At 56.4% G+C, this 12,172-nt stretch carries 11 protein-coding genes; 4 read left to right on the top strand and 7 right to left on the bottom strand.

Annotated features, from left to right (window positions below):
- Window position 1: 1 nt before the first annotated feature.
- Both LOC70_RS19575 and LOC70_RS19580 read right to left on the bottom strand, forming a co-directional pair.
- On the bottom strand, window positions 2-982 hold the full coding sequence (locus tag LOC70_RS19575) for a lipase family protein (RefSeq protein WP_306796945.1): 981 nt from the start codon (window positions 980-982) through the stop codon (window positions 2-4).
- Between the two features lie 210 nt (window positions 983-1,192).
- A complete protein-coding gene (locus LOC70_RS19580) occupies window positions 1,193-2,284 on the bottom strand; it encodes a glycosyltransferase (protein ID WP_230255661.1) in 1,092 nt (363 codons plus the stop codon).
- Between the two features lie 219 nt (window positions 2,285-2,503).
- Between LOC70_RS19580 and LOC70_RS19585 the strand changes: the two genes are divergently transcribed.
- Window positions 2,504-3,049: a hypothetical protein gene (locus LOC70_RS19585; protein WP_230255662.1), complete on the top strand. Its 546-nt coding sequence runs from the start codon at window positions 2,504-2,506 to the stop codon at window positions 3,047-3,049.
- Between the two features lie 46 nt (window positions 3,050-3,095).
- Here LOC70_RS19585 and argF read toward each other — a convergent pair whose 3' ends face one another.
- The 5 genes from argF to LOC70_RS19610 all read right to left on the bottom strand — a co-directional run bounded on the left by argF (window position 3,096) and on the right by LOC70_RS19610 (window position 8,451).
- Window positions 3,096-4,034: an ornithine carbamoyltransferase gene (gene argF, locus LOC70_RS19590; RefSeq protein WP_230255663.1), complete on the bottom strand. Its 939-nt coding sequence runs from the start codon at window positions 4,032-4,034 to the stop codon at window positions 3,096-3,098.
- Window positions 4,034-5,599: an aminotransferase class III-fold pyridoxal phosphate-dependent enzyme gene (locus LOC70_RS19595; RefSeq protein WP_230255664.1), complete on the bottom strand. Its 1,566-nt coding sequence runs from the start codon at window positions 5,597-5,599 to the stop codon at window positions 4,034-4,036. The genes argF and LOC70_RS19595 overlap by 1 nt, the downstream gene beginning before the upstream one ends.
- Window positions 5,596-6,459, bottom strand: coding sequence for an acetylglutamate kinase (gene argB, locus LOC70_RS19600; RefSeq protein ID WP_230255665.1), 864 nt, complete (start codon window positions 6,457-6,459; stop codon window positions 5,596-5,598). The genes LOC70_RS19595 and argB overlap by 4 nt, the downstream gene beginning before the upstream one ends.
- A 172-nt stretch (window positions 6,460-6,631) precedes the next feature.
- Window positions 6,632-7,963 (bottom strand): NTP/NDP exchange transporter, encoded by a 1,332-nt coding sequence (locus LOC70_RS19605; protein WP_230255666.1) that lies wholly within the window; start codon window positions 7,961-7,963, stop codon window positions 6,632-6,634.
- The gene (locus LOC70_RS19610; RefSeq protein ID WP_230255667.1) at window positions 7,960-8,451 is read right to left on the bottom strand and encodes a hypothetical protein; all 492 of its coding nucleotides are present in this window, start codon (window positions 8,449-8,451) and stop codon (window positions 7,960-7,962) included. The genes LOC70_RS19605 and LOC70_RS19610 overlap by 4 nt, the downstream gene beginning before the upstream one ends.
- Before the next feature lie 156 nt (window positions 8,452-8,607).
- Here LOC70_RS19610 and LOC70_RS19615 point away from each other — a divergent pair, with 156 nt between their 5' ends.
- Genes LOC70_RS19615 through LOC70_RS19625 form a run of 3 tightly spaced genes read left to right on the top strand, consistent with a single transcriptional unit; the run spans window position 8,608 to window position 12,155 of the window.
- Window positions 8,608-9,609: a sugar ABC transporter substrate-binding protein gene (locus tag LOC70_RS19615; RefSeq protein WP_230255668.1), complete on the top strand. Its 1,002-nt coding sequence runs from the start codon at window positions 8,608-8,610 to the stop codon at window positions 9,607-9,609.
- A 42-nt stretch (window positions 9,610-9,651) separates the two neighbouring features.
- Window positions 9,652-11,199, top strand: a complete 1,548-nt coding sequence (locus LOC70_RS19620; RefSeq protein WP_230255669.1) for a sugar ABC transporter ATP-binding protein — start codon at window positions 9,652-9,654, stop codon at window positions 11,197-11,199.
- Window positions 11,196-12,155 carry an ABC transporter permease gene (locus LOC70_RS19625; protein WP_230255670.1) on the top strand — a complete coding sequence of 320 codons (960 nt, stop codon included), beginning with the start codon at window positions 11,196-11,198 and terminating at the stop codon, window positions 12,153-12,155. The genes LOC70_RS19620 and LOC70_RS19625 overlap by 4 nt, the downstream gene beginning before the upstream one ends.
- Window positions 12,156-12,172 lie beyond the last annotated feature (17 nt).

Genomic DNA, 12,172 nt, shown 5'->3' on the forward strand with positions numbered 1-12,172 from the left:
GTTAGGCTTCGGTCGGGGAATCTTGTCCCGTCAAGTCTGAAGCATCGACGGCGCTTTCGCCACGCCCCATCGCTTTCTGCTCGTCTCGGACGGCATCGAGAATGGGCGTGATGTAATTGTGAAGCGGATGGTCGCTGAAATGGTCGATTCGAAAACGCCGCAATCCACGAACAAACCCGCGCCAGCGGTCACGGCGTTTGCGAAGCATCCCGAGGTGCCCAAGATTGCCGTTCCGGTCGATATAGACCTCGTCCCCGCAGTGGCGGTACCCCATCCAGGCCGGCGGAACTCGCGTGACCACGTCATTGTTGTTGACAAATCGATAGTGCGGCAGCTTTACGAAATTGATGTACCGTTTGTCTCCCACACGTGGGCTGCCGTAAGTGAACAAGCCCTGCGGAACCGAAGGGATGTGGGACAGATAGCAGCGGCCCGCACAGATGGTCGCCATGGCACCGCCAAGCGAATGCCCGCAGAACCAAACGGGTTGCTCGTTGCCAACCAACGCGGTTTCAAGCATCGGCCACAGGTCGTCCACTTCGGTCTTGAAACCCCGATGGACTTTGCCCGCTGTTTCTGCCAGCACCGATGCCGCGTTGGCGTCCGCGCGAATGTCGTTCCATTCGTTAGGCTCCGTGCCGCGGCAAGCGATCACACAGTCGAAGTCATTCCTGAATCGGTATGCCTGCGATCCATCGTGATCGAAAAAGGTGACATCGGGAAAGCCGACCATCGCCGCGGCAACGGTGGCTTCGCGTTCGTCGTTGTAAGCCACCATCGCCAATTCGGCGAACAGCAATGATTTCTGCAGGAACGTCATCTTCTCGATGGGGCCTTTGACATCGCTGTGCACGACCACCGGGACTTCGTTAGGGTCCTGGACGACACCCGCGATGGGTTTCAATTCCAATGCATCCGATGGCTCACTCATCGAAAACGCTCCGTGTTGAAAGAGAGGGTCAGCGACAACATTGTGCCACATCAATCTTCCATGGGGGATAGGCGTGCGAGACATCCATCATGGCAAATTCATATTCACACCAAAGCTGAAAGATGAGTGCTGCTCATACGTGAGAGTGGAATCACTTCGATGGCAGTGGCGTCGTTCGGCTGGTCGCGTATCGGCGTGACTGGTGCGTCCGTCCTGGTCGTTCAGCGATCTGAACGCTCCTTTCTGCTCAGCACAATCTGCTCAGTCGCACGCTTCACGCAAGCAGGTCTCATAGGCGTCGACCATCGCGTCCCAGCCATAACGTTCGACGACAGCGGCAGCTTGCGTTGCCAAATGGTCTCGTAGTCGTGGATCACGGAGGCAATGAAGCAGTCCGTCTCGCAAGGCGGCTTCGTCGTTTGCAACGAGCCACCCGTTTTGCCCATGCTCAATCACTTCGCGGATCGATCCGGCCGCATCCACGGCGACAACGGCTGTTGAGCAAGCCATGGCTTCCAGCAACGCAGACGGGAATCCCTCGTAGCGACTGGGCAACACGAACCAGTCGGCTTGTTGATAAGCGTGCCAAATGGGACGTGTCCAACCGGGAAACACCACGCGTTCATCCAGTTGTAATTCAGACGATAACGTCTGCAATGATGATCGCTGGCTACCTTCCCCATGGATGGTTAGATGCCACTCCGGTGCATCGCTTGGCAACTGATGCAGTGCCCGCAGCAATCGGTCGAATCCTTTTTCAGTTTCGAGCCGTCCGACCGCGACAAGTCGTTGGCATGTTTGGGAACTTGATGACGGTTGGTTACCCGAGGTGGCAACATTCGGAGGAGCCTCGACGGCGCTAGGAATGACACGTGTGTGGCACTTCATCCGGGCACGGAGCGTGGTGGCAACATCTTGGCTCAAACACACCACACTCGCGGCTCGTGGATACAGGCGTTGACGAAGTGACTCCCGCGCGCGGCCAAGACTTTGGTGCCGGGGATCGCTCCGTTCACTGACCACCACCGGAAGACCAAGGCCGATGGTCGCCAGCAGTGTCAGCCAATTGGTGGCATCGCAAAAGGAGAGCACAACATCACAGCGATCATGGGTGATGGCTCGACGAAGTTCCCTCGCACGCGTCCAGAGTGACGTGGGTTGCTGTGGTGTTGAAAGCACGTCGAGTGAGACTCGTTGAACGCCGGAGTCGACTTCGTGTCGATCGTTCAATCCATCGTCCAGCGTGATCAGGGTGACCGAATGAGAACGTTGGGCCAGCCGCGAGGAGAGGCCTGCCATGACTCGTTCCGCACCGCCACCGTCGAGAGAATGAATCACGCAGGCGATCTTCATGGTTGACTCATCGGGGCGTTGAGTTTTCAAGTCGTCGGAAGTCGATGGTTTGACCGGAATGACTGTACGTATGCACGCGGAAAATTTCGGTTTGCATCGAATGTTCCGATTGCAACGGTTGTCAGGGTAACTACGGTGGAACGTACACGGGGGTGTTCAGTTTCAAACTTAGCCAATCAACCCCGATATGCTCCCGCTGGGAGAGAAAGCAGGTCAACCATGTTGTCTCGAACTTCCACCGTACTGCGGGCGATCGATCGCTCTCGTTGTGCGGTTCCGTCGATGGTCTTTGCGGCGGCCGTCGTGGTCGGATCGCTGTTTGGCGGCGAAGAAGCCTCGGCTCAGTCACCCTACGGTTTTGGATTCCAGCCATTTGGTTTTTACCAACCTTACGGCTCGGTTTATCGCAGTAGCATCCCCAATCCGCCGTACTTTGCCACTAACCCACCGGTCTACTACGGTTCGCGGCACTTCCGGCCCTATGGCGTCAGCCCGTTTGCGTCTCCGCCAGTGGTGAGTCCCGCTTGCGACTATCGCAGTCAGGCCGCGCCCGTGAACCAACGTCGTGGTTATGTGGGACCGGTTGCCAACCCGTTCATCTGCAAAGCGGGTGAATCATCGCCTCACTTGGTGTCCCACGCCAAGTCGAGTGGCACGGACAAGAACGCCGAGACGACTTTAGTTTCCAACACCGTCGATTTCACACCGGGCAAGGTGCGAACCAATCCATTCGCGACCAGCGAATTGCAGTTTGCAAGTCGCTGATGCCTTTGCTTTGAGTTGGCTTCCCTTGCCAGCTATACTTGCCGGGTCAAACCTGAATGTTCTCTGCGATCCACTCGGGTCGCAGAAGTTGAATCAGCAAAGCTTTTTGAGCGTGCATTCGATTGCCCGCTTGTTCAATGACAACGCTTTGCGGACCATCCATCACCTCATCGGTGATCTCCTCGCCTCGCACGGCGGGCAAACAATGGAGCACGCGAGCGGTCTTCGGGGCCGCTCGCAGTAGCTCTTCATTGACTTGGAAGTCTTTGAAGGCCGCACGGCGAACGATTGATTCAGCCTCTTGCCCCATGCTGGTCCACACGTCGGTGTAAATTGCATCGGCATCTTTGACCGCTGCGATCGGATCGTCGATCTGTTGCAGATTCGCGTTGGGGTATTTTGCCGTGATGCGGTCCAGCCAAGGTTGATCCAGTTCGTAACCTTCGGGGCAGGCGAGCGTGAAGCGAATGTCCAGCATCGCACAGGCAAGTGCCAACGACCTGGACACATTGTTGCCATCGCCGACGAAGACCATGTGGCGGCCTTTGACTTCACCAAAGTTTTCCTGCAATGTCAGCACGTCCGCGATGGCTTGGCAGGGGTGGCAAAGGTCCGTCAGACTATTGATGACCGGCACTGCGTTGTATTCAGCCAATTGTTCCACGCGGTCATGACCTTTGGCGCGGCATGCCACGGCGTCCACGAACTGCCCTAAGACCCTCGTAAAATCAGACGGTGATTCGCGTTTGCCCCAGCCAACATCTGCGCCGAGGAAAAGGCTGCTGCCGCCCAGGTGGGTCATCCCGGTTTCGAAGCTGACGCGAGTTCGCAAGCTGGGTTTTTCAAACAACAACGCCAAGGTGTAGCGTTCCAAAATGGCGGGGCGTTCGCCCTGTTTCAGCTTCGCTTTGAGGGTTTGAGCGGTCGCTAAGATCTGACGCAATTCTTGCGGTGTCAGGTCAAAGAGTGTTAGCAAGTGTCGCATCAGAATTTCTCCGTTTCCTCGTTGGTCTCGAACTCATCCAGTTCGACTTGTTCCAGTTCAGTTTGTTCTGTTTCTGTGGGTTGGGGGGCAGCTTGCGACTGCGGCGTTTCGTTCGGCTCCGCCTCGCCAACGATTTCCCTCTCATCGTCCGATTCACCGTTCAGCTCATCTTCATCTTCCAATTCTTCATCCGCTTCGAGGGCATCTTCCTCGTCGTCGGTTTCTTCTTCGTAATCTTCGTCCTCATCCGACGCAGGGTCATCGTCGGATTCGTTCGACTCGGGTGCATCAGCGTCGTCCCATGCCGAATGGTTGTCTTCCCAGGCATCGTCGGCGGGGCCCGCCGATTCATGTTCTTCTACCTCGTGGGCATCGTTCGACAGAATCGCGTCTCCTGCATCGTTGGTACCCGTTGACTCGGTTTCGCTCGCGATGTGTTCGTCCGAGCCGCCTTCCAGATCCGCCAGCACGCGGTCGATGCGATCGATCAACGCTTCCTGGTCTTCGTCGGAGATTAACAAGGGAGGCTGAAACAGGACCGAATGTTCGCTTGCAATCGTTGCGTGAAGCCGATGTTGGCTTGCGTGGTGAGTCCAAGCGTCCGATTCGACATCCAACTCGAGAATCACGGTCCGTCCGCAAGTATGCATGTCTCGCACGCAGCCTCGCGTTGCAATGCGTTCGGCCAGCGTGACAGCGAATTCATTCGCGTCGATGGCCAGCGCGTTGGCTTCTTGCAACGTAAGCAACGATTTCAAAACCAGGCGACCCACCAGGTCGTGCGATGCGTGCGACGAGGATTTCCCGAGTGCCCGCAGTTGATCGCGAATTGTGTTCGAAGCCACGAGCAATCCACCTGGTAGATCACCGACCAAGCCGGAGGACAAAATGACCGCGTCGGCGGATACGCCACCAACCAATTCGTGTGCGAACAGATATCCATTGCCAACCGGAGGCAACTGGCTGTGGTCGACAACCAACAGAGTCCCGGTTTGATCACATCGCTGACGACATCGTTGCCACCAATCCGCCGACAACGGTTCACCAATTCCACTTCGGTCGATGGGAGAAACCAATGCCATCGCCGTGGATTCGTCGATTCGCTCGATGAATTTTTCAGCGGTCGCGTGAACAAAGCCCGGAAGCATCGGCCATTCCGCCGATCGCTTTTCCGTGATACCGCTGGCCATCCTGCCCACGATGCCGTCGCCGTGATCCGACCCGACCATGCAGACGCATTTGGGCGACAGCGATCCGTCGGATGACGAGTCCGCGGATGCGACTTGCGTGAGAAAGTGGGCTCGAGCCGCGACCAAAGCCTGTTCCAACGCCAATTCTCGCGTGGCGGTGGATTGGCAATGAGCGATCGCGTCCGCATGGTCACTCGACAGTGATCGGAGCGTCGAAACGAGTTGTTCGTTCAACTCAGCATCGCCGGACCAAGACGTCTGGTCGGCGAATTGGCGAAGGACTTCGCGGTAGATGTTGTTTCCCGTGGCGGAGATCCGGCCAGAGACCGCATCGATCCATCCATCGTCGAGTTCGCTGGGAGCCGACCCGCTCACTGGTGAATCTCCGTGCCCACGCCGTCGGTGGTGAAGATTTCAAGCAACAGCGAGTGTCGCAGACGTCCATCGATGATGTGAACTTTCTGTACGCCGCGGCCAAGCGTTTCCAAGCAGGCTTCCACCTTGGGAATCATTCCTGATTGAATCACTCCGTCGCGGATCAGTTGGCGAGCTTCCTCGGCGGACAACGCCGGAATGATGGTGTCCGGATCGGATGGGTCTCGCCGGACGCCGTTGACGTCCGATAGGAACACCAACTTGTCTGCTCCCAGCGATTGAGCAACCGCCATCGCAGCGGTGTCGGCGTTGACGTTGTAGAGCTGTCCGTTTTCATCCTCGCACAACGACGGGATCACAGCGACTTGATCGGTGTAGGCAAGCCCTTCAATCACGTCGCGATCCACTTCGGTGACTTCGCCCACAAAACCCAGATCATCGCCTTCGGGATCGATGAGTTTCTTGCCCTTCAAAACGCAAGTGGTGCGTGGCGAAAGATTGATCGCCCGGCCGCCGAAACGCTCCATCATCTCGGTCAGTTCCACGTTCAGCTCACCGGCCAGAACTTGTTCCACCACCTTCAACGAAGCCTCATCGGTGACGCGGCGACCGCGAATGAAATGAGCCTCGATGCCGGCTTTGGCCATCGCTTCCGTGATCGCTTTTCCACCTCCGTGAACAACAACGGGACGTAGACCCACCGTTTCCATGAAGATCACGTCGAGCAACAAGTGCTGCAACGCTTCGCGATTTTCTAGCAGACTGCCCCCCAGCTTGATGACTGTGGTTTTGCCGCGAAACCGCCGGATCCATCCCATGGCTTCGATGAGGGTGTCGGCTTTGGCAATCGCTTGATCCATGATCGATGCGTGTCCCGAATTGCGTTGGGTAAGTGCAGGGGAAGTCGTGAGCCCGTAAAACCTCGACTGAAAAAAAATGATGCCGGCGAGCGATTGCTGGCCGGCGTGCGCGAATTTCGTCGAGAATTGCTGGGCGGAAACCGACCAAGTCTACGAATGGCCACCGAGCGGGTCAATCATGGCCGGCCGGGCGACCCCGGTTCTGCATTTGGTTTTGGCGATAGCCCATTCGGCTGCCCAGAAGTCCAGTGAGGATCGCGATGGGAACGAAGCCAGCGGCGATCGTGGTCAGATTCAGCCCCGCCAGTCGAAGTGCACCAAACAATTGCGCCGACAAGACGTCACCCCCTCGAACGACGGCGGTGTCCAAGAAACCTTTGGCTTGATACAGCGTTCGGCGGTCCACGACGGTGTACAGAACTTGGATCCCCGGGGCGAACACGGCGTAGCTGGCCGCACGGTGGACCACCACCAATCCGACCATCCAATGCAAGTTGGGCATCCAAGCCAAACCGGCAAATCCGATCACATAGATGATTGGAAAAAGCCCCAGCACAATCGTCATGCCGACTTTGCGAAGCAATGTTGCGGTGCCCAACACTTGGACAGCCAGCGTCAAACAAAGCACCCACAAATTGATCTTCGAAACCAAACTGAAACGAGCGGACTCGCTCAGGTTGGCTTCTCGGATGAAGTCGGCTTGTTCGCAGTAGACCGTTGTCGCGCAAGCTTGCAGCGTCAGCATGAACGTGCACATTCCAAGCAAATAAGGCGAACGCCAAACTGCCGAAATGCCCGTCCAAAGTGACCGTGGCGGTGGATTGTCGTCGCCGGAAGTTTGAACCTCGTCAGAGGATCTGTGCTGCGTCAATGATTCAGATGTCTGGTCAGCGGAACGTCGCAGCGTTGCGAGAAAATGGCGTCCACAGAACTGGCAAAGCTCCAGTGCGACTAGTCCGACGATCAGGACGTAGGAGACATCCGCAAAACTGGACAACCAGTTCGCAAAGGCGGATCCCGCGATGCCGCCTACGGTTCCACCGGCAGAGATGAATCCGAATAGTCGCTTGGCTTGTTCACTTCGGTAGGCGTCAGTGAAGACACTCCACATCAGCGACACAACGAACAGGTTGAATACGCTGAGCCAGACAAAGAAGATGCGGCCCACCCAACTCGCAACGGTCGAGTCAGTGATTTGCATCGCGAGAAAGAAGAGCAACAGGTTCAGTTCAAAGAACCGATAGACACGACTGACCAGCTTCAGGCCGCGTCCGCGATTGGCAACGGCAGAGTAGATCGGCGACGCAATCAGCATGGCGAGAAAGCTGGCCAAAAACAGCCACGGAATTTCATCGCTGCCGCGTGCAAAGGCTTCTGTTTCTCGCAGCGGTCGCAGTTGATAGTAACCGCCGAGCAGGCAAAAGAACCAAGCGATTGACCAGAACAACAGACGAACCTCGCCCGGCCGAAATCGTTCGTTCAGCCAATCGCGAAACTCGGTCACTCCGTCGCCGCCGATGCGGGTTGCGACGTCGATGTTTCGTCAGCAGTCACCGGTCCGCGAACTTTCACAAAACCAGAAATCCCAACGATGATCGCCGCGCACAGAACGACGATGCCCAACCACTTCGAACGATTTTCACGGATCCCGGCAAACGCGGCGCTGCGTCCGACCAAGGCTGACGCCAGAAAAAAGATCACGAAGGCCAACAGCATCTTGATACCGAGCAACGCGTGATACAGACCATCGCCTTTGTGATTGGGGATCGCTCGCATGTAGTTGTAAAAACCACTGACCAGGAACAGCAAAATGCCAGCGTGGATGAACCGTTTCCATCGACCGACCACGGCCTGCGAGAGCGTTTGATGGGCTTCTTCAGAAATCAGCTTGGCCGAAGGCAGCAACACCAGCAGCAAGAACGTGGAACCGCCCACCAAAGTGATCGCGGTCGCGACGTGAACGATGCGTGAAACGACATCCAAAGCAAACATGATTCGACCGGTGATTGGTGAAAGAGGACAAAATGATTCACCCGCAATTTGGGTTTGGATTCGTTCGGGATCAACCCCTCGCCAAAACGCAAAGCCGCTATGCTATGCGGTTCCCTTCAGTCCATCGACTTCATTCCCACCCCAGAATCCCCTCGTATGAATGTTGCTTCCACCGTCGTGCTGCGACGAAATGTTTGGTTCGTGGTCGCTTTGACGCTTCTGTTCAGCGGATGTTCTTCGCGAACGGACACCGCCGGATCCGCCGAGGATAGCGGCAAGCCTCGCGTGGCATTGATCATGAAATCGTTGGCGAACGAGTTCTTTTCGACCATGGCGAAGGGAGCGGAAGCTCACCAAGCTGAGCACGCGGAAGAATACGAGTTGGTCGTCAACGGAATCAAAGACGAACGCGATGTGAGCCGTCAGGTTGCGTTGGTGGAGGAAATGGTTGCCAGTGGTGTGGATGCGATCGTGATCGCACCGGCCGACTCTCGCGTGCTGGTTCCAACGCTGCGACGCGCGATGGAAGCCGGAGTCACCGTGATCAACATTGACAATCGTTTGGATGCGGAGGTCCTCCAAGAAGAGGGCATCACGATTCCGTTTGTTGGCCCAGACAACCGCGCGGGGGCTAAGAAAGTCGGTGAGTATTTGGCGGCGAATCGAAAGGGCGATCAAGTCGCGATTTTGGAAGGCATTCAGACGTCGTTCAACGCTCAGCAGCGTCGTCTGGGTTTCGAAGACGCGATGAAAGAGGCGGGCATGCAAATCGTCAGCAGTCAATCGGCGGACTGGGAAATGTCACGTGCCAACACCGTCGCGTCTTCGATCTTGAGTGAGCATCCCGAGGTGTCGGCGATCTTGGCCGCCAACGATTCCATGGCTTTGGGGGCAATCGCAGCCGTCAAAAGTGCGGGACGATCCGGTGAGGTGCAAATTGTTGGCTTCGACAATATCTCTGCCATTCAACAAGCCATTCGCGAAGGCAAGGTGCTCGCGACGGCGGATCAACACGGCGACCAATTGGCAGTGTTTGGCATCGAAGCCGCACTGAAGCACCTGTCGCAAGAAGAGTCTGTCGCGTCGGACGCGATTGAGGATGTCGAAACGCCGGTGGATTTGATCACCGCCGACACATTGGCCCCGCCAACACCTTGAGCCCCCGCCAACACCTTGAACCCCCGCCAACACCTTGAGCCAATGAGTGGTGCCACATTCTTGTCGGTCGAAGGGCTGATGAAACGTTACGGGAACGTCACCGTTCTCCGCGACGTTTCGATCGAATTCGCGGCGGGACAAATTCACGCTCTGCTCGGAGCAAATGGGGCGGGCAAGAGCACGTTGTGCAAAATCATCAGCGGTTTGACGCCTGCTTCCGATGGATGCATGACGTTGGGCGATACAAGTTATCAACCCGCCAGCAAGCAAGATGCGGAAGCTCACGGTGTGCAAATTGTTCACCAAGAATTGAATCTGATTGAAACGTTGTCAGTGGCGGAGAACCTGCGTCTGACTCGTTTGCCTCATCAATGGGGAGTCCTCCGCGTCGCGGGACTGCACCGAGACGCGAGAATGATCTTGGATCGTTTTGGATTGAACGATGTCGATACCAAGACGCTGGTTGGCGATCTCGGCGTTGGAAAGCAACAAATGTTGGAGATCGCAGCGGCGCTGGCACGTGACGCTCGGGTATTGATTCTCGATGAGCCCACCGCGGCGTTGTCGGGAACCGAATCGGAAGAACTGTTTCGCCATCTGCGTGGTTTGCGAGACCAAGGCGTTGCGATCATTTACATCTCCCACCGGTTGGAAGAAGTTCAGCAACTTTCTGACCGAATCAGCGTGCTACGTGATGGCCGATTGGTCACAACGACTCCCACGATCGAAGTGGATCGAGAAAAGATGGTCGCGTGGATGAGTTCTGGGGCTCAAGAAGCGGACGAGAAAAAGCTAGGCCAGAGCAACGACTCGCCAAATTTCAACAGCCACCGAACCGAGCAGACGGGACTTCGGGTTCAGAACCTTTCCTGCGGCATGGTTCGCGATGTGTCATTGAACGTACGCCGTGGGGAACGTTTGGGAATCGCGGGATTGGTCGGCGCTGGACGGACGGAGTTCTTGCGAGCGGTGTTCGGTGCCGATGTGGCTGAGTCTGGCACGGTTGCCATCGGTGATTCGCCAGCTCGACGATTCAGTCATCCGTCGGAGGCCGTCTCGGCGGGGTTTGCGATGGTCACGGAAGACCGCAAGCAAAATGGTTTGTTGCTGAGTCAATCGATTCTGGCCAACACTTCGCTGGCGGCTTTGGCGACGAAGTACTCGAGCCGAGGTTGGATTGATCAAACGCGAGAGAAGCAGGATGCGATGCAGATCCATCTTTCGCTTGAAACGCGAAGTCAATCATTGTCGCAAACGGTTGGGACGCTCAGTGGTGGTAACCAGCAGAAAGTCGCGGTGGCGAAGTGGCTGACTCGTGGCGCGGATGTGTTCTTGTTTGACGAGCCTTCGCGAGGGATTGATGTCGCCGCGAGATCGAAAATGTATGAACTGTTTGAACGATTGGCCGAGGAAGGCAAAACGATTGTGATTGTCAGTAGTGATTTGGAAGAGTTGTTTGAGACCTGTGACGCGATCGCGGTGATGTCTTCGGGACGCTTGGTGCAAACGTTTCAGCGAAGTGAATTTGATGAGGAAGCGATTCTGCAAGCTTCGTTCGGACAACGATCAAAGGCGGAGGCTGCTCAATGAATCGCGTGGAATCCATTTTGCGTTCATTGACGCCTCATCTGGGTTTGGTTGCCGTGCTGGCCGTGTTGGTCGCGGTCTTTTCCATGCTCAGCAAGAACTTCTTTCAGGCATCCACCGTGGTGTCGATTGCGAATCAGATTCCGGATCTGACGTTCTTGGTGGTCGGGATGACGTTGGTGTTGATCATCGGCGGAATCGACTTGTCCGTGGGGGCGTTGTTGGCGTTGGCATCGGCTGTGTTGGGCGTGTTGATGGACGTTCACGGTTGGTCCATTTGGTTGGCATTTCCCATCGCCATTTTGGTTTCTGCCGCGGCGGGCGGCATCAATGGTGCGATCTCGGTTGGCTTTGGAATCCCTTCGTTCATTGTGACGTTGGGGATGTTGGAAATGGCACGCGGAGCTACGAAAGTCGTCACGGAATCCAAGTCGATCTACATCGGCAGCCGCATCGAATGGTTCGGACAACCGATTCAAGGATTGGCAATTTCACCGGCGTTCATGGTGGCCATTGCCGCGGTCGTGGCCGGGCAACTCTTTTTAACGCGGACCATTTGGGGGCGTTACTGCATCGCGATTGGAACAAACGCTGAAGCAGTCAGAATGTCGGGCATCCGTTCGGCGCCGTTGTGTGTCTCGATCTTTGTGCTCAGCGGAGTGATGTGTGGCATGGCCGGGCTGGCACAAACTTCACGTTTGTCGTCGTCCGATCCCAATGCGGCAATTGGCATTGAGCTGGCTGCCATTGCCGCCTGTGTGATTGGGGGGACCAGTTTAATGGGCGGTCGTGGGAACGTGATCCGGTCCTTCATTGGCGTGTTGATCATCCAGGTTCTGCAAACGGGGCTCGCGCAGTTAGGAGTCTCCGACGCCAGCAAGCAAATCATCACCGGGTTGGTGATTGTCGTCGCGGTGTTGTTGGACGCGTTACGAACTCGATGGAACGATCGAACTTGAAGGGGCGAGTGAAGTGT

Source organism: Rhodopirellula halodulae (assembly GCF_020966775.1).
Classification (GTDB): Bacteria; Planctomycetota; Planctomycetia; order Pirellulales; family Pirellulaceae; genus Rhodopirellula; species Rhodopirellula halodulae.